The organism is Frondihabitans sp. PhB188 (assembly GCF_003752365.1).
GTDB lineage: Bacteria > Actinomycetota > Actinomycetes > Actinomycetales > Microbacteriaceae > Frondihabitans.
This window is the reverse complement of record NZ_RJUO01000001.1, coordinates 877,409-896,983: the sequence shown is the minus strand read 5'-3', so window position 1 is coordinate 896,983 and position 19,575 is coordinate 877,409. Positions and strand designations below refer to the sequence as shown.

Annotated in this window: 16 protein-coding genes and 1 tRNA gene; 13 read left to right on the top strand and 4 right to left on the bottom strand. The window is 69.9% G+C overall.

Going from position 1 to position 19,575, the window contains the following annotated elements; translation table 11 throughout:
* The first annotated feature begins 59 nt into the window (after nucleotides 1-59).
* Together EDF46_RS04185 and otsB are read left to right on the top strand one after the other, a co-directional pair.
* The gene (locus EDF46_RS04185; RefSeq protein ID WP_123504978.1) at nucleotides 60-1,640 is read left to right on the top strand and encodes a trehalose-6-phosphate synthase; all 1,581 of its coding nucleotides are present in this window, start codon (nucleotides 60-62) and stop codon (nucleotides 1,638-1,640) included.
* Nucleotides 1,637-2,461 carry a trehalose-phosphatase gene (otsB, locus tag EDF46_RS04180; RefSeq protein ID WP_199738187.1) on the top strand — a complete coding sequence of 275 codons (825 nt, stop codon included), beginning with the start codon at nucleotides 1,637-1,639 and terminating at the stop codon, nucleotides 2,459-2,461. The genes EDF46_RS04185 and otsB overlap by 4 nt, the downstream gene beginning before the upstream one ends.
* Before the next feature lie 426 nt (nucleotides 2,462-2,887).
* Here the strand turns inward: otsB and EDF46_RS04175 are convergent, their stop codons facing one another.
* Nucleotides 2,888-3,469, bottom strand: coding sequence for a DinB family protein (locus EDF46_RS04175; protein WP_123504977.1), 582 nt, complete (start codon nucleotides 3,467-3,469; stop codon nucleotides 2,888-2,890).
* Nucleotides 3,470-3,539: 70 nt separating this feature from the next.
* On the opposite strand from EDF46_RS04175, the gene EDF46_RS04170 reads away from it, so the two are divergent.
* The 11 genes from EDF46_RS04170 to EDF46_RS04120 all read left to right on the top strand — a co-directional run bounded on the left by EDF46_RS04170 (nucleotide 3,540) and on the right by EDF46_RS04120 (nucleotide 15,916).
* On the top strand, nucleotides 3,540-4,322 hold the full coding sequence (locus tag EDF46_RS04170) for a hypothetical protein (RefSeq protein WP_123504976.1): 783 nt from the start codon (nucleotides 3,540-3,542) through the stop codon (nucleotides 4,320-4,322).
* Between the two features lie 10 nt (nucleotides 4,323-4,332).
* Complete coding sequence (gene ilvD, locus EDF46_RS04165) at nucleotides 4,333-6,045, top strand: dihydroxy-acid dehydratase (RefSeq protein ID WP_123504975.1); 1,713 nt, start codon at nucleotides 4,333-4,335, stop codon at nucleotides 6,043-6,045.
* Nucleotides 6,046-6,089: 44 nt separating this feature from the next.
* Nucleotides 6,090-7,967: an acetolactate synthase large subunit gene (locus EDF46_RS04160; protein ID WP_123504974.1), complete on the top strand. Its 1,878-nt coding sequence runs from the start codon at nucleotides 6,090-6,092 to the stop codon at nucleotides 7,965-7,967.
* Nucleotides 7,964-8,470, top strand: coding sequence for an acetolactate synthase small subunit (gene ilvN / locus EDF46_RS04155; RefSeq protein ID WP_123504973.1), 507 nt, complete (start codon nucleotides 7,964-7,966; stop codon nucleotides 8,468-8,470). The genes EDF46_RS04160 and ilvN overlap by 4 nt, the downstream gene beginning before the upstream one ends.
* 94 nt (nucleotides 8,471-8,564) lie before the next feature.
* Nucleotides 8,565-9,590 carry a ketol-acid reductoisomerase gene (gene ilvC / locus EDF46_RS04150; protein WP_123504972.1) on the top strand — a complete coding sequence of 342 codons (1,026 nt, stop codon included), beginning with the start codon at nucleotides 8,565-8,567 and terminating at the stop codon, nucleotides 9,588-9,590.
* A 114-nt stretch (nucleotides 9,591-9,704) separates the two neighbouring features.
* Nucleotides 9,705-10,898 (top strand): mannitol-1-phosphate 5-dehydrogenase, encoded by a 1,194-nt coding sequence (locus EDF46_RS04145; protein WP_123504971.1) that lies wholly within the window; start codon nucleotides 9,705-9,707, stop codon nucleotides 10,896-10,898.
* Nucleotides 10,895-11,350, top strand: a complete 456-nt coding sequence (locus EDF46_RS04140) for a hypothetical protein (RefSeq protein ID WP_123504970.1) — start codon at nucleotides 10,895-10,897, stop codon at nucleotides 11,348-11,350. The genes EDF46_RS04145 and EDF46_RS04140 overlap by 4 nt, the downstream gene beginning before the upstream one ends.
* Entirely contained in the window at nucleotides 11,347-11,763 is a 417-nt protein-coding gene (locus tag EDF46_RS04135) for a hypothetical protein (RefSeq protein ID WP_123504969.1), read from the top strand. Before EDF46_RS04140 ends, EDF46_RS04135 begins: the two co-directional genes overlap by 4 nt.
* Nucleotides 11,764-12,051: 288 nt before the next feature.
* Nucleotides 12,052-13,641 (top strand): phosphoglycerate dehydrogenase, encoded by a 1,590-nt coding sequence (gene serA / locus EDF46_RS04130; RefSeq protein ID WP_123504968.1) that lies wholly within the window; start codon nucleotides 12,052-12,054, stop codon nucleotides 13,639-13,641.
* Nucleotides 13,642-13,727: 86 nt separating this feature from the next.
* Entirely contained in the window at nucleotides 13,728-14,801 is a 1,074-nt protein-coding gene (locus EDF46_RS04125) for a 3-isopropylmalate dehydrogenase (RefSeq protein ID WP_123504967.1), read from the top strand.
* 8 nt (nucleotides 14,802-14,809) lie between these two features.
* On the top strand, nucleotides 14,810-15,916 hold the full coding sequence (locus EDF46_RS04120) for a branched-chain amino acid aminotransferase (protein ID WP_123504966.1): 1,107 nt from the start codon (nucleotides 14,810-14,812) through the stop codon (nucleotides 15,914-15,916).
* Between the two features lie 138 nt (nucleotides 15,917-16,054).
* Here the strand turns inward: EDF46_RS04120 and EDF46_RS04115 are convergent, their stop codons facing one another.
* The 3 genes from EDF46_RS04115 to EDF46_RS04105 form a co-directional block, all read right to left on the bottom strand.
* Complete coding sequence (locus EDF46_RS04115; protein ID WP_123504965.1) at nucleotides 16,055-16,696, bottom strand: MBL fold metallo-hydrolase; 642 nt, start codon at nucleotides 16,694-16,696, stop codon at nucleotides 16,055-16,057.
* Between the two features lie 172 nt (nucleotides 16,697-16,868).
* Nucleotides 16,869-16,941, bottom strand: a tRNA-Glu gene (locus EDF46_RS04110).
* Nucleotides 16,942-17,029: 88 nt separating this feature from the next.
* The gene (locus tag EDF46_RS04105; protein WP_123504964.1) at nucleotides 17,030-19,573 is read right to left on the bottom strand and encodes a polynucleotide kinase-phosphatase; all 2,544 of its coding nucleotides are present in this window, start codon (nucleotides 19,571-19,573) and stop codon (nucleotides 17,030-17,032) included.
* Nucleotides 19,574-19,575 lie beyond the last annotated feature (2 nt).

Sequence of the window (19,575 nt, the reverse complement as noted above, 5' to 3'; positions counted from 1 at the left end):
GTAGCCTCGGAACCCCGGGGGAATGCGTCCCGGGTCAGCGAGCGGAGCACCTACACCCGATGTCCGAACACCCCGATCACACCCCTCCCGCCACCGAGCACGAGACCTACGGCTTCGTCGTGGTCTCGAACCGCCTGCCGGTCGACCACACCGTCGACGAGAACGGCGACGTCAAGTGGGAGCACTCGCCCGGCGGCCTCGTCACGGCCCTCGAGCCCGTGATGCGCGCGAACGACGGCGCCTGGGTGGGCTGGGCCGGCAAGCCCGACCTCGAGTTCGAGCCGTTCGAGAACGACGGCATCAACGTCGTGCCCGTGCCGCTCAGCGAAGAAGAGGTGCAGCGCTACTACGAAGGCTTCAGCAACGACACGCTCTGGCCGCTGTACCACGACGTCATCTCGGCCCCGACCTACCACCGCGTGTGGTGGGACAGCTACGTGCTGGTGAACCGCCGGTTCGCCCAGCGCGCCGCCGAGGTCGCCGAGCAGGACGGCGTCGTGTGGGTGCAGGACTACCAGATGCAGCTGGTGCCGCAGTTCCTCCGCGAGCTCCGCCCCGACCTGACCATCGGGTTCTTCAACCACATCCCGTTCCCGCCGCTCGGCATCTTCTCGCAGCTGCCGTGGCGCGAGAAGATCCTCGAGGGTCTGCTCGGCGCCGACGTCATCGGGTTCCAGCGCGCCGACGACGCCTCCAACTTCTCGCGCTCGGTGCGCCATCTGCTCGGCTACGCCACGACGCGCCCCTACATCGACGTGCCGGTGGACGACGAGTCGGCCCCGCTGTCGCGCCGCGGTCGCAAGGTGCGCCGCGTCGTCGCGAAGCACTTCCCGATCTCGATCGACTCCGCCGGCTTCGAGGCCTTGGCCCGCAAGCCCGAGATCCAGGCCCGCGCCCGCGAGATCCGCGAGGGGCTCGGCAACCCGAAGACGGTGATCCTCGGCGTCGACCGCCTCGACTACACCAAGGGCATCCGCCACCGCATGAAGGCGTTCGGCGAGCTGCTCTCCGACGGCCGTCTCAGCGTCGAGGACGCGACTCTCGTGCAGGTCGCGTCGCCGAGCCGCGAGCGCGTCGAGGCGTACATGGCCCTGCGCGACGAGATCGAGCTGACGGTCGGCCGCATCAACGGCGACTACGCCACCATGAGCCACACCGCGATCAGCTACCACCACCACGGCTACCCGCGCGAGGAGATGGTCGCGCTCTACCTCGCCGCCGACATCATGCTCGTGACGGCCCTGCGCGACGGCATGAACCTCGTCGCCAAGGAGTACATCGCCGTCCGCTTCGACAGCGACGGCGTGCTCATCCTGAGCGAGTTCGCCGGTGCCGCGGACGAGCTCCGCAGCGCCCTCCTGGTCAACCCGCACGACATCGGCGGCCTCAAGAACACGATCATGCGCGCGATCGAGATGCCGCGCCGCGACCGCGTCACGCGCATGCGCGCCCTGCGCCGACGCGTGCTCGACAACGACGTGGCGAAGTGGTCGGCGTCGTTCCTGGCCGCGCTCTCCGACGTCCGGCCGGGCCACCGCATCGCGGCACCGCCGAAGAAGACCGTCGAGGAGGCGCTGGCCGAGTCGTCGGGATCCGAGCCCGCAGACGACGGCGCAGGAACCCCGGAGACCGCCGCATGACCACCCCCGCCCCCGTGCCCGGCGCCGCCGAGGAACCCGACGCCGCAGCCGAGACCGCCATGGCCGACGCGCTCGGCCGCCTCGCGACCACCGCCGTGCTGCTCGTCGCGCTCGACTTCGACGGCACCCTCTCGCCGACCGTCGACCAGCCGATGGGCGCGCGCATGCTCCCCGAGGCGCGCGAGGCCCTGCTCCGTCTCGTCGAGCTCCCCGACACCACGGTGGCCCTCGTCTCGGGCCGCGCCATCGCCAGCCTGGCGGAGGTGTCCGAGATGCCCGACGACGTGCTGCTCGTGGGGTCGCACGGCGTCGAGTACCGGATCGACGGCTCGGCCGATGTCGGCCTCACGCCCGAGGAGTCGGCGCTGCGGACCACGATCCACACCGTCCTCGACGAGGTCGCGGCCGGCTACGAGAACGTCATCGTCGAGGAGAAGCCGGCCGGCTTCGCCCTCCACACGCGCAATGCGACCGACGCCGATACCGAGGCGGCCGATGCGGAGGCCGCTCGCCGCATCGAGGCCGAGGCGCCCGGCGCCTTCTCGCGCACCGGCAAGGACGTCCTGGAGTTCGCTGTCCGCAGCGCATCGAAGGGCGACGGGCTGGAACGCCTGCGTGCCATGACCGGTGCGACCGCCGTTCTCTTCGCCGGCGACGACGTGACCGACGAGGACGGCTTCGCCGTGCTCGGCCCTGACGACTTCGGCCTCAAGTGCGGCTCGGGCGTCACCGCGGCGGCCTACCGCGTCGCCGATCCCGCCGCGGTCGCGCACCTGCTGGCTGATCTGGCCGACCTCCGCGCCCACCTCGGCCAGAGCTAGGCCGAGTCGCTCGGGGGCGCACCCTCCGGTGTTGTCGCACCGGCGACATGGCTCCGCCATAGTCGCCGGTGCTCCGCCTTGGAGTGCACGCCTCCGAGCGACTCGCGGGGGTCGGCCGGGGGCGCACCCTCCGGCGTTGTCGCTTCGGCGACATGGCTCCGCCATAGTCGCCGGTGCTCCGCCTTGGAGTGCACGCCTCCGAGCGACTCGCGGGGGTCGGCCGGGGGCGCACCCTCCGGCGTTGTCGCTCCGGCGACATGGCTCCGCCATAGTCGCCGGTGCTCCGCCTTGGAGTGCACGCCTCCGAGCGACTCGCTGGGGTCGGCCGGGGGCGCACCTTCCGGCGTTGTCGCTCCGGCGACATGGCTCCGCCGTAGTCGCCGGTGCTCCGCCTTGGAGTGCACGCCTCCGAGCGACTCGCTGGAGCTAGCGGTGGCCGGCCTCGCGGGCGGCGGCCTCGATCCTCGCCCGGAAGGCCGCCCACTCGTCGGGCGACTTGCCGGGCACGTTTGGGTCGGCCGGGCCGTTGCCGACCGACCCGTCGATCGTCTCTCGCAGGATGTCGGCGTGCCCCGCATGCCGCGCCGTCTCGGACAGCATGTGCACGAGGATCCACTGCAGCGTCACGGCCTTGCGGTCGTCCGGCCACCACGGCACGACGCCGGCCGCATCGAGGGGGAGCGCCTCGACGGTCGCGTCGGCGTGCGCGGCCGAGTAGTGGTGGAACTCGACGACGTCGGCGATCGACTCGCCGGCCGGCGACCACATGTCGTCGTCTTCGGCCGCACCGGGCAGCTCGAACGCCACCCGCCGCTCGGCGGGCCGCCCGAACACCTCGCCCAGGTAGCCGAGCTGCACGCTGGCGGTGTGCTTGACGAGCCCGATCAGGTTCGTGCCCGTCGGCGTCATCGGCCGGTGCGCGTCGTACTCGCCGAGCCCCTCGAGCTTGTGCAGCAGGTCGTCGCGCCGCTGCCTCAGGTAGAGGTGGAGTCGCTCTTTCTCATCCATGCGCCCACCCTGCCCGCCCCCACCGACATTCGGCCGGCCGACCGCGACCCCGGCGAACTACCATCGAGCCATGAGCCCCGAGGAGCGCCGAAGCGAACTCGAAGCCCGGGTCTACGGCGCCGAGGCGCCCGACCCGCGCGACGTGGCCGAGCTGCGAGCCCTCCTGCATCCGCTCGTGCACGGCAGGCAGAGCCATGAGTCGCAGGAACTGCCCGCCGCAGCCCCCGCCGCCGCCGACGCCACCCCGCCGCCGAGGTCCCGTCCGGCCCGCAGCTGGGTCGCGGGCGCGGGCGTCGCCGTCCTCGTCGCCGGCCTGGCGGGAGCCGGCGTCGCCCAGGCGCTCCACGCCGACCCGCCGGGCGACGCCCCCGGGGCCGCTCCGGCCGCCGTCGCCACCTACGGGCTCAGCGCCGTCGACCCGGGAGCCGCCGTCGCCCAGGGCCTCGGCTCGGAGTACTTCGACCAGAAGCAGGTGGCCGCCGACATCCCGGCGGTCGTCCCGACGCGCGTCGACCCGGCGACCACCCGGCGCGTCCTCGCCCAGTTCACCGACGGTCGCGTGAAGGGCGGCATCTGGGTGGCGCGGGGGATCGACGACTCGTTCTGCCTGATCATGGCGGCGGGCTCGGACCGGGCGGCGAGTTCCTGCACCCCGGAGAAAGACGCCGCGGCGGCGGGCGTGCGCCTCGATCTGGTGGTGTCGGCGACGCGCTCGTACTCGGCCCGGTGGAACATCTCGGCCGGAATCCTGGAGGTGTCGCCGATGGACCTCACGGTCAGCCGGACGGCGCGGCCGACGCCGACCGGGCAGCCGGGGCTCCACCCGTCCGACGCGGCCACTCCGACGCCCTAAACTGAGCGGCATGCCTGAGAAATTGAACGAGCACGGCGTCGACTGGAAGCCTCGGAGCAGAGACGTCACCGACGGAGTCGAAGCCACCACCTCGCGAGGAATGCTCCGCGCCGTCGGAATGGGCGACGCCGACTGGGAGAAGCCGCAGATCGGCATCGCCTCGTCGTGGAACGAGATCACCCCCTGCAACCTGTCGCTGAACAGGCTCGCCCAGGGCGCCAAAGAGGGCGTCCACTCGGGTGGCGGCTACCCGCTGCAGTTCGGCACCGTCTCGGTGTCCGACGGCATCGCGATGGGCCACGAGGGCATGCACTTCTCGCTCGTCTCGCGCGAGGTCATCGCCGACAGCGTCGAGACCGTCATGATGGCCGAGCGCCTGGACGGCTCCGTGCTGCTCGCCGGCTGCGACAAGTCGCTGCCGGGCATGCTGATGGCCGCCGCGCGCCTCGACCTGGCCAGCGTCTTCCTCTACGCCGGATCGATCGCTCCCGGCTGGGTCAAGCTGTCGGACGGCACCGAGAAGGACGTCACGATCATCGACTCGTTCGAGGCCGTCGGTGCCGCCAAGGCCGGCACGATCTCGGACGAAGACCTGTACGCCATCGAGTGCGCCATCGCCCCGGGCGAGGGCGCCTGCGGCGGCATGTACACCGCCAACACGATGGCCTCGGTCGCCGAGGCGCTCGGCATGAGCCTCCCCGGCTCGGCCTCGCCGCCCTCGGCCGACCGTCGCCGCGACTACTTCGCCCACCGCTCGGGCGAGGCCGTCGTGAACATGCTGAGGCTGGGCATCACTGCGCGCGACATCCTGACCAAGGAGGCGTTCGAGAACGCCATCGCCGTCGCCATGGCCTTTGGCGGCTCGACTAACGTCGTGCTGCACCTGCTCGCCATCGCCTACGAGGCCGAGGTCGACCTGACCATCGACGACTTCAACCGCATCGGCGACAAGGTGCCTCACATCGGCGACCTCAAGCCGTTCGGCAAGTACGTCATGAACGACGTCGACCGACACGGCGGCGTGCCCGTCGTCATGAAGGCCCTGCTCGATGCCGGATTGATCCACGGCGAGTGCCTCACCGTCACCGGCAAGACCGTCGCCGAGAACCTCGCCGACATCAAGCCGAAGCCGCTCGACGGCGAGGTGCTGCGCACGCTCGACAACCCGATCCACCCGACCGGCGGGCTCACCGTCCTCAGCGGCTCGTTCGCTCCCGAGGGCGCCGTCGTGAAGACCGCCGGCTTTGACGCGGACGTGTTCGAGGGTCCTGCCCGGGTGTTCGAGCGCGAACGTGCCGCCATGGACGCCCTCACGGAGGGGCGCATCGACAAGGGCGACGTCGTCATCATCCGCTACGAGGGCCCGAAGGGCGGCCCGGGCATGCGCGAGATGCTCGCCATCACGGCGGCCATCAAGGGCGCGGGCCTCGGCAAGGATGTACTACTGTTGACGGACGGACGATTCTCAGGCGGCACAACCGGCCTGTGCATCGGCCACATAGCACCCGAAGCGGTCGACGCAGGTCCGATCGCATTCGTGCGCGATGGTGATCTGATTCGGGTCGATATCGCTGCTCGCTCGCTCGACCTACTCGTCGATCCGGCTGAGCTTGACGCCCGCCGTGACGGCTGGGCACCTCTGCCTCCCGTGTACACGCGCGGAGTCCTGGCCAAGTACGCCCGCCAGGTGAAGTCCGCCGCAGAGGGCGCTGTCACCTACTAGGGCTTTCACCCATTCGCCACCACCCCCAGAGGGAATCGTCACCGATGACTCCAGATGCAAGTCCCCTGCCCACCGCACCCGCGCGCCCACGCCAGGCCAGCCCCGAGATCCTGACGGGTTCCGGCGCCATCCTCCGGTCGCTCGAGAAGCTCGGCGTCACCGACGTCTTCGGCCTTCCCGGCGGCGCGATCATCCCGTTCTACGACGAGCTCATGTCGTCGACGGCGATCCGCCACATCCTGGTCCGCCACGAGCAGGGTGCCGGTCACGCCGCCGAGGGGTACGCCGCCGCCTCCGGGCGGGTCGGCGTCGCCATCGCGACGTCCGGTCCCGGCGCGACGAACCTCGTGACCGCGATCGCCGACGCCTACATGGACTCCGTGCCGCTCCTGGCCATTACCGGCCAGGTGTTCTCGACCCTGATGGGAACCGACGCGTTCCAGGAGGCCGACATCGTGGGCATCACGATGCCGATCACGAAGCACTCGTTCCTCGTGACGAAGCCGGAGGACATCCCGGCGACCCTCGCGGCGGCGTACCAGATCGCCTCGACCGGCCGCCCCGGCCCCGTGCTCGTCGACATCACCAAAGACGCGCAGCAGATGTCCGCGCCCTTCGTCTGGCCCGAGACGGTCGACCTGCCCGGCTACCGTCCGATCACCAAGGCGCACGGGAAGCAGATCACTGCCGCGGCCCAGCTCATCGCCGAGTCGCGCAAGCCGGTCTTCTACGTCGGCGGCGGCGTGATCCGCTCCGGTGCGTCGGCCGAGCTGCTCGAGCTCGTCGAGGCCACGGGGGCACCCGTGGTGACCACGCTGATGGCTAGGGGCGCGTTCCCTGACTCGCACCGGCAGCACCTCGGGATGCCGGGCATGCACGGCACCGTCCCAGCCGTCCTCGGCCTGCAGGAGAGCGATCTCATCATCGCCCTCGGCGCCCGCTTCGACGACCGGGTGACCGGCAAGGCGGAGCTCTTCGCCCCGAACGCCAAAGTCGTGCACGTCGACATCGACCCCGCCGAGATCTCGAAGATCCGCCTGGCGGACGTGCCGATCGTGGGCGACGCGCGCGAGGTCATCATCGACCTCACGGCCGCCTACGCCGACATCACGGGCGGTTCGCAGCCCGATCTGTCGGCGTGGTGGGAGCGTCTGAACGGTCTCCGCGAGCAGTTCCCGCTCGGCTTCACCGAGCCCGACGACGGCCTGCTGTCACCGCAGAAGGTCATCCAGCGCATCGGCCAGCTCTCCGGGCCGGAGGCCGTCTACGCCTCGGGTGTCGGCCAGCACCAGATGTGGTCGGCCCAGTTCATCCAGTACGAGCGTCCGCACGCCTGGCTGAACTCCGGCGGCGCCGGCACCATGGGCTACTCGGTCCCCGCCGCCATGGGCGCCAAGGTCGGCCAGCCCGACCGCGTCGTCTGGGCGATCGACGGAGACGGCTGCTTCCAGATGACCAACCAGGAGCTCGCCACCTGCGTCATCAACGACATCCCGATCAAGGTCGCGATCATCAACAACTCGTCGCTCGGCATGGTGCGCCAGTGGCAGACCCTGTTCTACGAGGGCCGCCACTCGTTCACCGACCTGAACACCGGCCACACCGGCGGCGGCACCGTCACTCGCATGGTCCCCGACTTCGTCAAGCTCGCCGACGCCTACGGCGCGCTGGGCATCCGGGTCACCCGCGAAGACGAGATCGACGCCGCGATCCAGCTGGCCCTCGCGACCAACGACCGTCCCGTCGTCATCGACTTCGTGGTCAGCCGCGACGCGATGGTGTGGCCCATGGTGCCGCAGGGCGTGTCGAACTCCGAGATCCAGCACGCTCGCGCCCTCGCCCCCGAGTGGGACGACGAGGCGCCCGGCACGAGCGCGACCGACACCACCCGCGACGGCGACATGACCGGAGAACACGCATGAGCCACGTCCTCTCCCTCCTCGTCGAAGACAAACCCGGTCTGCTGACCCGCGTCGCCGGCCTCTTCGCCCGCCGCGGCTTCAACATCGAGAGCCTCGCCGTCGGCAAGAGCGAGATCCCCGGCCTCAGCCGCATCACCGTCGTCGTCGACGTCGAGGAGCTCCCGCTCGAGCAGGTGACGAAGCAGCTCAACAAGCTGATCAACGTCATCAAGATCGTCGAGCTCGACTACTCGCAGTCGGTCCAGCGCGAGCACATGCTCATCAAGGTCCGCGTCGACAACACGTCCCGGTCGCAGGTGCTCGAGGCCGTCAACCTCTTCCGTGCCAGCGTGGTCGACGTGTCGACCGATGCGCTCGTGATCGAGGTCACGGGCGACACCGGCAAGACGACGGCTCTTCTGAGGGTGCTCGAGCCCTACGGCATCAAGGAGATCTCGCAATCCGGGCTCCTCGCGATCGGCCGCGGTGCCAAGAGCATCACCGACCGCGTCTTCAAGAACTGACAGTGTCAAGAACTGACAGCGTCACGAACTGACAGCGTCACGATCTAGCAGCTTCACGAACTGACCCGCACCACCAACAAGGAGAACCACCACTGTGACTGAAATCTTCTACGACAAAGACGCCGACCTGTCGCTCATCCAGGGCAAGAAGGTCGCCGTCATCGGCTACGGCTCGCAGGGTCACGCCCACGCGCTGAACCTCCGCGACTCCGGAGTCGAGGTCGTCGTCGGCCTCAAGGAGGGCTCCAAGAGCCGCCCGAAGGCCGAGGAGGCCGGCTTCCAGGTGCTCACGCCGGCCGAGGCCGCGAAGTGGGGCGACGTCATCGTGATCCTCGCGCCCGACCAGGTACAGCGCCACGTCTACAAAGACGACATCGCCCCGAACATCGAGGCCGGCAACGCCCTCGTCTTCGGACACGGCTTCAACATCCGCTTCGGCTACATCGAGGCCCCCGAGGGCATCGACGTCGTCCTCGTCGCGCCCAAGGGCCCGGGCCACACCGTGCGCCGCGAGTTCGAGGCCGGCCGAGGCGTCCCCGTCATCGTGGCCGTCGAGGTCGACGCCACGGGCTCGGCGTGGGACCTCGCCTGGTCGTACTCCAAGGGCATCGGCGGCCTCCGCGCCGGCGGCATCAAGACGACCTTCACAGAAGAGACCGAGACCGACCTGTTCGGCGAGCAGGCCGTCCTCTGCGGCGGCACCTCGCAGCTGATCCAGTACGGCTTCGAGACCCTCACCGAGGCGGGCTACCAGCCGCAGATCGCCTACTTCGAGGTGCTCCACGAGCTCAAGCTGATCGTCGACCTCATCTGGGAGGGCGGCCTCGCCAAGCAGCGCTGGTCGGTCTCCGACACTGCCGAGTACGGCGACTACGTCTCCGGCCCGCGCGTCATCTCGCCCGACGTCAAGGAGAACATGAAGGCCGTCCTCGCGGACATCCAGTCGGGTGCCTTCGCCGAGCGCTTCATCAACGACCAGGACGCCGGCGCTCCGGAGTTCCTGGCCCTCCGCAAGAAGGGCGAGGAGCACCCCATCGAGGCCACCGGCCACGAGCTCCGCGCGCTCTTCGCCTGGAAGCAGCAGGACGCCGACTACGTAGACGGCAACGCCGCCCGCTAGCCGTTTCGTGACCTTTTCGACACCGCTTTCGCCCGGAAGCACCGGTCATCTCCGGTATCTTCGGGCGGAAGCGGTGTTGTCGTCCTGCACGGAACGACGTGCGATGATCGAAGGATGGTTGTGATCAAGAAGGCCGTCCATTTCGGCGCCGGAAACATCGGGCGAGGCTTCGTCGGTCAGTACCTCCACGCCTCGGGCTACGAGGTCGTGTTCTGCGATGTGAACTCCGAACTGGTCCGGGAGCTCGAAGCAGCCGCGTCGTACGAGGTCCACGAGGTCGGCGGCGATGGCCGCACCACCTCGGTCGACGGCTTCCGCGCCGTCGACAGCCGACTCGACGAGGCGCGCGCCGTCTACGAGATCTCCACCGCCGACATCGTCACCACCTCCGTCGGCCCGCGCGTCCTCCCATCGCTCGCACCCCTCATCGCCCGCGGCCTGATCGAGCGCGACGCCGACCTGGCTCCGCTCGTCGTCATCGCCTGCGAGACCGCCATCGGCGCGTCCACGACGCTCGCCGCCTCCGTCGCCCGCTCCGTCGAGTCGCTGGGCGGCTGCGCGCCGATCGCCGCCGACTCCGCCGTCTTCGCCAACTGCGAGATCGACCGCATCGTGCCGGAGCAGACGCCCGGCCTCGACGTGATCATCGAGTCGTTCGCCGAGTGGGCCATCGAGATCGGTCCGTTCGCGGGCCGCGTCGACGCACCCGGCATCGACGGCGTCACCTGGGTCGACGACCTGGCGCCGTTCATCGAGCGCAAGCTCTTCACCGTCAACACCGCGCACGCCGCCGCCGCCTACTACGGCTGGGCCCGGGGGATCGGCAGCGTCCGCGAGGCCCTCGAGGTTCCCGAGATCCACGCCCAGGTGCTCGAGGTTCTGCTCGAGACGAAGGCCCTCCTGATCGAGAAGCACGGATTCGACGCCGCCGAGCAGCAGGTCTACATCGACCGCAACCTCGAGCGCATCTCGAACCCGCACCTCCCCGACACCACCGGCCGCGTGGGTCGCAACCCGCTCAGCAAGCTGAGCCGCCACGAACGCCTCGTCGGACCGGCCGCGCAGCTCGCCGAGCGCGGTCTGGCCTTCGACGGCCTCGTCCGCGTCGTCCGCGCGGCTCTCGACTTCGACGTGCCCGACGACGTCGAGAGTCGCGAGCTGCAGTCTCTGCTGCGCACGAGCGCCGGCTCCGGCGTGAGTCCCGAGCTGCTCGCCGAGACGCTCACGGGAGTGTTTCCCGGCCACCCCCTGTTTCCGTCGCTGGCGGCCGTGGTCGCTGACAAGATCTCGTCGCGGGTCGCCGCGTGAGCCCCGAGAAGAATCCCGTCGACCACGAGCTCGACGACGATGAGGCCCTGAGCTGGGGCGAGTCGGCCGACAGCAGCTACGTCGAGGGCCCCGCCCGCGGGCACCGGGGCGACGAGACCGCCGACGACGCGGACGGCGACGAAGACGAGTTGCCCGAGGGCGTGCTCAGTTCGGGCATGCTCGTCGCCCACGGCGTCTTCGCCGCGATCCTCCTGCTCTACACGGTCGCCTGGCTCTTGGCCGTCACCCGTGCGACGGCACCGGGGCTCGCCGGCGCCTCATTGACACTGTGGCATCTCGGGCAATGGCTGGCCGTCTTCGCCCCGGCACTGTGGTTCGCCGCGACTCTCTCCCTGACGCCTGCCTCGTCGGCACGTCGTCGTGTCGTCTGGCTGCTGGTGGGAGTCATCGTGCTGATCCCGTGGCAGTTCGTCTATGGAGGAACCTCGTGAGCGACCTGGCGTCGGCAGAATCGACGAGCGGTGACGAGGCCGGTGAGAACGGCATCATGTCGGACCGCTCGTCCACCTTCGTCGGATGGATCACGGCGCTGGCTGTCTTCGGCTTGCTGGCGGCGTACTTCACCTGGATCGGGTTGCAGAACGTGATCACCGTTCCTCCCCTCATCAGCAAGAACTATTCCTTCTACAGGGCAAACGGCCTCGACGGACTCGTCAAGCCGCTTCCCTGGGTTCAGCTGATCGTCGCCCTCGTCGCGCCGGCCGTCGCCTATCTGGGCGCGGTGCTCATCGGTCGGCGCCGCTCGTTGGGGCGTCGAATCGTCCTGCTCCTGGCGGCCGCCTGCGCTGCGTCGGCCATCTCGGCGTCGGTCTCGGCGTACGTTACGAGTACCTACCAGCTCTGACCGCGCCACACGATCCGTCCGCAAGGAACGCTTTCGTGCAGTCGAGGATTCGGGCATCGTCGCGCATCGCCAGCAAGGATTTCTGCGCGCGAATGCCAGTGCCGCAAGGACCGCCATCGGGTTGTCCTTGCCAGAGGAACGCGGGCCGCGCAATTAGGTCCGGGTCGCCTGGGCATGCTCTGCGGATTCTCAGGTTCGACCCGCGAGGGCAGTTCCTGCGCCCGAAAAGGGCCGAGGGCCTGGCTACTGTGGACGAGTCCCCGCGCACGAACCATCGTTAGGAATCCCGTGGCCAAGCCCATCGTGTTGATCGCCGAAGAACTCTCGCCCGCGACCGTCGACGCCCTCGGGCCCGACTTCGACGTCCGCACCGTCGACGGCACCGACCGCCCCGCCCTCCTCTCCGCCCTGGCGGATGCGAACGCGATCCTGGTGCGCTCGGCCACGAAGGTCGACGCCGAGGCGATCGCCGCGGCTCCTCACCTGCAGGTCATCGCCCGCGCGGGCGTCGGCCTCGACAACGTCGACATCAAGGCCGCGACCAACGCCGGCGTCATGGTCGTGAACGCCCCGACCTCCAACATCATCTCGGCGGCCGAGCTGACCGTCGGCCACATCCTGAGCCTCGCCCGCCACATCCCCGCCGCCCACGCGGCACTCGCGCAGGGTCAGTGGAAGCGCTCGAAGTACACCGGCGTCGAGCTCTTCGAGAAGACCGTCGGCATCATCGGACTCGGCCGCATCGGCGCACTCATCACCGCCCGCCTCCAGGCGTTCGGCATGAACATCGTCGCGTTCGACCCCTACGTCACCCCGGCTCGCGCTCAGCAGCTCGGCGTCACCCTGCTCACGCTCGACGAGCTGCTCGAGCAGAGCGACTTCATCACCATCCACATGCCGAAGACGCCCGAGACCACGGGGATGATCTCGACGGCTCAGCTCGCGAAGATGAAGCCGACCGCCTTCATCGTCAACGTGGCCCGCGGCGGACTCATCGACGAGGAGGCGCTGTTCGAGGCCCTCCGCAGCGACACCATCGCCGGCGCCGGCCTCGACGTGTTCGTCTCCGAGCCGCCCGCGAACACCGACCTCCTCGCCCTCGAGAACGTCGTCGTCACCCCGCACCTCGGCGCGTCGACCGACGAGGCGCAGGAGAAGGCCGGCGTCTCGGTCGCGAAGTCGGTGCGCCTCGCGCTCGGCGGCGAGCTCGTTCCCGATGCCGTGAACGTCGCCGGCGGTGTCATCGACGAGTACGTCCGCCCCGGCATCCCGCTGGTCGAGAGGCTCGGCCAGGTCTTCTCCGGCCTCGCCGACAGCCCGCTCACGTCGATCGACGTCGAGGTGCACGGCGACCTCACCGAGTACGACGTCAGCGTCTACAAGCTCGCGGCGCTCAAGGGCGTGTTCTCGGACGCCGTGCAAGAGACGGTCAGCTACGTCAACGCGCCTCTGCTCGCCGAGCAGCGAGGAGTCACCGTGCGCCTGCTCACCGACGCCGTGTCGGAGGAGTACCGCAACATCATCACCCTGCGCGGCGCCCTCGCCGACGGTCGTCAGATCTCGGTCTCGGGAACGCTGACCGGCACGAAGCAGGTCGAGAAGATCGTCGAGATCAACGGATACGACGTCGAGGTCCCGCTCGCGAAGCACCACATCGTGATGCTCTACACCGACCGCCCCGGCATCGTCGCGGTCTACGGCAAGGAGTTCGGCGAGGCCGGGATCAACATCGCCGGAATGCAGATCGCGCGCACCACGGCGGGCGGCACCGCTCTGTCGGTCCTGACCATCGACTCCCCGGCTCCCGAGGGGCTGCTCGAGAAGGTGCGCCGCGCGATCGACGCCGACGTGCTGCAGGAGATCGACGTCACGCTGTAGGCCTTCTTCCGAGGGGCGCAGGAACTCCTTCGCGCCCCCGCCCCCTCGGTAAGCTTGACGCAGCAGCCCCGAAGCGAGGAGAACGCATGAGCCGCACCGTCCGACTGGCCAGCATCCCGGGCGACGGGATCGGACCCGAGGTCGTTGCCGAGGCCGTCAAGGTGCTTCGCGCGGTCACCGACGGCAGCGACACCGCGTTCGACGTCACCGAGTTCTCACTCGGCGCCGCCCGCTTCAAGGCCACCGGCGACATCCTCACCGACGCCGACCTCGACGCCATCAGGCAGCACGATGCGATCCTGCTGGGCGCCGTCGGGGGCGACCCGCGCGACCCGGACCTGCGCGGCGGCATCATCGAGCGGGGTCTGCTGCTCAAGCTCCGCTTCGCGCTCGACCACTACGTGAACCTTCGCCCGACGAAGGTCTATCCTGGCGTCCCGTCGCCGCTGTCCAGCCCCGGCGACGTCGACTTCGTCGTCGTCCGCGAGGGCACCGAGGGTCCGTACGTCGGCAACGGCGGCTCGCTGCGCACCGGCACGCCGCACGAGATCGCCAACGAGGTCAGCGTCAACACGGCCTACGGTGTCGAGCGCGTCGTCCGGTACGCCTTCGAGCTCGCGCAGAAGCGCCCCGCACACCGTCTGACGCTGGTGCACAAGACCAACGTGCTCGTCTTCTCGGGCTCTCTCTGGCAGCGCACCGTCGACGCGGTCGCAGCCGAGTACCCCGACGTCGCCGTCGACTACCAGCACGTCGACGCGGCCACGATCCACCTGGTCGCCGACCCTGCTAGATTCGACGTCATCGTCACGGACAACCTCTTCGGCGACATCCTCACCGATCTGGCTGGCGCAATCAGCGGCGGCATCGGCCTGGCAGCCTCGGGCAACATCAACCCCGAGGGCGCCTTCCCCAGCATGTTCGAACCGGTGCACGGCTCCGCTCCCGACATCGCCGGCCAGCAGAAGGCCGACCCCACGGCCGCCATCCTCTCGACGGCTCTTCTCCTCGACCACCTCGGTCTGGCCGAAGAGTCCGCCCGGGTGACGGCGGCTGTCGAGGCCGACATCGGCGGCCGCACCGCTGGGTCCTCCCGAACCACGGCGCAGATCGGCGACGCGATCGCCGCCGCCGTGGCACTCGTCCCCACTTCCCGATAGGCGCGCTCATGACCACGACCCACGACACCTACCCCCTGAACTTCCAGCTGACGCCGTCGCCGGCTGCCCGCGCCGACGCCGAGCGCGAGGCCATGCTCGCCGACCCCGGCTTCGGCAAGTACTTCACCGACCACATGGTCGCCATCGAGTGGACGGCCGACGACGGCTGGCACGACGCCACCGTCAGCCCGTACGGCCCGCTGATGCTCGACCCCTCCGCAGCCGTCCTCCACTACGGGCAGGAAATCTTCGAGGGCATCAAGGCCTACCGCCATGCCGACGGCTCGGTCTGGACGTTCCGGCCCGACGCCAACGGCCGGCGCCTGCAGCGATCCGCCAAGCGCCTCGCGCTGCCCGAGCTGGCGATCGACGACTTCGTCGAGTCGCTCAAGCAGCTCGTCCAGGTCGACGAGAAGTGGGTCCCGTCGGCCGACGAGACCAGCCTCTACCTGCGTCCGTTCATGATCGCGACCGAGAGCTTCCTCGGCGTCCGGGCGGCGCACAAGGTCGGCTACTACGTGATCGCGAGCCCGGCCGGCGCCTACTTCACCGGCGGCGTCGCCCCGGTGTCGATCTGGCTGTCGACGAACTTCTCCCGTGCGGGCAAGGGCGGCACCGGCGCGGCGAAGACCGGCGGCAACTACGCCGCATCGCTCCTCCCGCAGGAGGAGGCGTACGCCAACGGCTGCTCGCAGGTGCTGTTCCTCGACTCCGTCGACACGACCTACATCGAAGAGCTCGGCGGCATGAACGTGGTGCTCGTCTACAGAGACGGAACCATCGTCACCCCCGACTCCGACTCGATCCTCGAGGGCATCACGCGCGACTCGATCCTGCAGCTCGCCGAAGACCGCGGCCACACGGTCGAGCGTCGCCGCGTGTCGCTCGACGAGTGGCGCGACGGCGTCGCCTCGGGCGACATCGTCGAGGTGTTCGCCTGCGGAACCGCCGCGGTGGTCGTGCCGATCGGCGAGCTGAAAGGCGAGGGCGTGTCGATCGTGTCGCCCGTCGCCGGCCCCGACTCGCTCACGCTGTCGCTCCGCGCCGAGCTGACCGACATCCAGTACGGCCGTCGCGAAGACCGCCACGGCTGGCTGACGCGCCTCGACGCCTAGCTTTCGGCCCTGGAACGCCCCGCCGCCTCGTGCGACGGGGCGTTTCGCGTCACGGCGGTGCGCGAGATGGCCCCCGTCGTCGCACCGCTGGAGGCGCGGCGACGACGGGGGCCACCTCGCGAGCCCGGGGCGCAGGAACTAGAGCTCGAGCGACTCTCCGGGCGCCAGCACGACGACGTCGCCTCCGGCTGCCTCGACGACCGCGCGGATCCGGTCGACGTGCATCCCCAGCCCCGTCTCCGAGAGGGTCTTCTCATGGATCGGGAAGGCCCGCCCCGGCTTCACGGCGGCCGCGTAGTCCATCGCCTCGCCGATCTTGAGCCACGGGGCGCCGATCGGAGCAGCGAGCACAGGAACGTCGAACGGGGGGACGGTGTACGAGTCGCCGGGGTGGAAGAGCGTGTCGTTGACCAGCACGCCGGTGTTGTCGACGCGGGGGAGGGTCTCGTGGATCACAGCGTGGTCGGTGCCGGCGAAGCGGAGGGTGAACGGGCCGACCTCGACGACGTCGCCGTCGCTGACCGTCTCCACGGCGAACCCCACCTCGCCGAGAGCGTGCGCGACGCCTTCGGGGCCGAGGATGCGCGCGCCGGGGTTGGCCTCGAGCAGGCCCTCGATCTGGCCGGGGGTCCAGTGGTCGGGGTGCTGGTGGGTGATGACGATGCCCTCGACGTCGGTCACATCCGTGAGCGGGCGCGTGAATCCGCCCGGATCGATGACGAGCCGCTGCCCGTCCACTTCGACGACAAGGGCTGCGTGCTCGTACTTGGTAACCAACATGTCCCCACGCTACTGCGCACGAGGCTCAAGCTCCCGGCCGACAGCCCCGGAAGGAAAGGGAGCGAAGCGACCCTTCAGCTGTTCTGACAAGCGCATCTGTTCTGACAGGCACATCTGTTCTGACAGGCACAGATGCAAAATGCCCTCCCGCAGGGGAGGGCATTTTGCATCGTGACCCCAACCGGATTCGAACCGGTGTTACCGCCGTGAGAGGGCAGCGTACTAGGCCGCTATACGATGGGGCCGTATTTGCAACTCGTCGAGTATGCCATACGGCTCGGCGTGGAAACAAATTGAGCGAAGCTCACTGCGCTGGCGAGCCCGCCGACCCTCTCACAGCCGCGGATCCACCGCCTCCGACTCCATCGCCAGCACCGCGAACACGGCCTCGTGGATCCGCCACAGCGGCTCCCGCGCGACGACCCGGTCCAGCGCCTCCACTCCGAGGGCGTACTCGCGCAGCGCGAGCGATCGCTTGAGCCCGAGCCCGCGGTCTTTGAGACGCCGGAGGTTCTCCGGCCTCGTGTAGTCGGGGCCGTAGATGATCCGCAGGTACTCGCGCCCGCGCACCTTGATGCCGGGCTGCACGAGCCCGTTCTTCGTGCGGCGCAGGCCCTCGGCCGGCTTGACGACCATGCCCTCCCCGCCCGCCTCGGTCAGGTCGACCCACCAGGCGGTGGCGGCGGCAACCGAGTCGTCGGAGCCGAGGTCGACCATCGTGCGACGGGTGCGGCGGAACAGCACCGGGTCGGCGTCGGCCAGCCGGTCGGCGAGGTCGAGGTGCCACTCGTGCGGGCGATCGACGTGGGTGCGACCCTCGGTCGCGAGCAGCTGGAACGGCGCGAGCTGCACGCCGTCGAGTCCCGACGACTGCGCGGCATAGCGGCGGTAGGCGGCGACGTACTTCACGGCGTCGTCCGATCGGAGCCGGGTGCGCTCGGCGAGCTCGCCGACGTCCACCCCGGAGGCGGCTGCCGCCTCGAGTGCGGCGACCGCCGCGGGCAGCGCCGTGGTCGCCGCGGCGCCCACCGACGCGTACTGGTCTCGGATGAGGTCGCCCGCCTTGAACGACCACGGCAGCAGCTCGGCGTCGAGGAGGAGCCAGTCGGTGTCGAGCTCGCCCCACAGGCCCGCGCCGTCGACGGCCGTGTCGATCCTGCGCAGGAACTCGGCACCGGTCGCCTCATCGAAGAACGGTCGCCCGGTGCGGGTGTGCACGACGCCGCGCCACCCGGGCTTCGCTCCGAACCGCGCGGGGTCGCGCGTGAGCAGCACGACGGCGCGGGACCCCATGTGCTTCTCTTCGGCGATGACGCTCTCGACGCCGTCTCGGCGGAAGGCGGCGAAGGCCTCGGCGGGGTGCTCGAGGTAGTCGTCGAGCTTCGAGGTCGCGGGCGGGCTCATGGTCGGCGGCAGGTAGAGCAGGTGGTTCGGGTCGAGGGCGAACCGGCTCATGACCTCGAGGGCGCCGGCGGCGTTCTCCTCGCGGACGCCGATGCGGCCGTGGTGCCTGGTCTCGATGATGTGCCGGCCGAGGACGTCCTGGACGGAGAGCACCCCCGGAGGGCGTTCCTGCGACAGGGCCGCCTGCTCGGGCGTCTGCAGGGGCTTGACCGGCGCGTACCACTCGCGCTCGGCGGGCACCGAGACGATCTCGCGCTCGGGGTAGCGCAATGCCGTCAGGGCGCCGCCGAAGACGCACCCGGTGTCGAGGCACAGCGTGTTGTTGACCCACTCGGCGACCGGGGTCGGCGTGTGGCCGTAGAGCACGACGGCGTCGCCGCGGTAGTCGTTCGCCCACGGGTAGCGGACGGGCAGGCCGAACTCGTCGGTCTCGCCCGTGGTGTCGCCGTAGAGCGCGAACGAGCGGACGCGCCCGGACGCCCGGCCGTGGTACGCCTCGGGGAGTCCCGCGTGGCAGACGACCAGCTTTCCGTCGTCGAGGACGAGGTGCGAGACGAGGTCGTGGCAGAAGCGCTCGACGTCGCGCCGGAACTCGGGCGTCTCGCCGGCGAGCTGCGTCAGCGTCTCGGCGAGCCCGTGCGAGGTCTGGACGTTCTTGCCCTGAAGCGCCCGCACCAGCTTGTGCTCGTGGTTGCCGGGGACGGCGAGGGCGTTGCCGGAGGCCACCATGCCCATCGCCAGCCGCAGCACTCCGACCACGTCGGGCCCGCGGTCGACCAGGTCGCCGAGGAAGACCGCGCGCCGCCCCTCGGGGTGGGCTGCGTCGACGGGGCGACCCTGCTCGTCGCGGGTCAGCTCGTAGCCGAGCTCGCCGAGCAGCGACTCGAGCTCGGAGCGGCAGCCGTGCACGTCGCCGATGGCGTCGAACGGGCCGTGCTCGGTGCGCAGGTCGTTCAGGAGCGGCTCGCGGCGGATGGTCGCCTGGTCGATCTCGTCGACGCTCGACAGCACGTGCACGCGCCGGAAGCCCTCCTTGCCGAGGAACTTCAGCGACCGTCGCAGCTGGTCGTGCTGTCGGCGGATGACGGAGGCGGGGAAGTCGCGGTCGGTGCGCTCGGCGTTGCGGGCGACGGCCACGGACTCCGCCACGTCGAGGACGATCGCCACCGGCAGGACGTCGTTCGAGCGGGCGAGCTCGACGAACGACGCCCGGGCGTCCTTCTGGACGTTCGTCGCGTCGACGACGGTGAGGAGGCCGCGACGCAGCCGCTGGCCCGCGACGTGGCGCAGCGCCTCGAACGCGGCGGCCGTGGCCGACTGGTCGTTCTCGTCGTTCGACACCAGGCCGCGGAACACGTCGCTCGAGAGCGTCTCGAACGGCTCGAAGGCGCGCGCGGCGAAGGTCGACTTGCCGGAGCCGCTCGTGCCGACGAGCACGACCAGCGACATGGCGGGAACAGTGATCTCAGCCATGG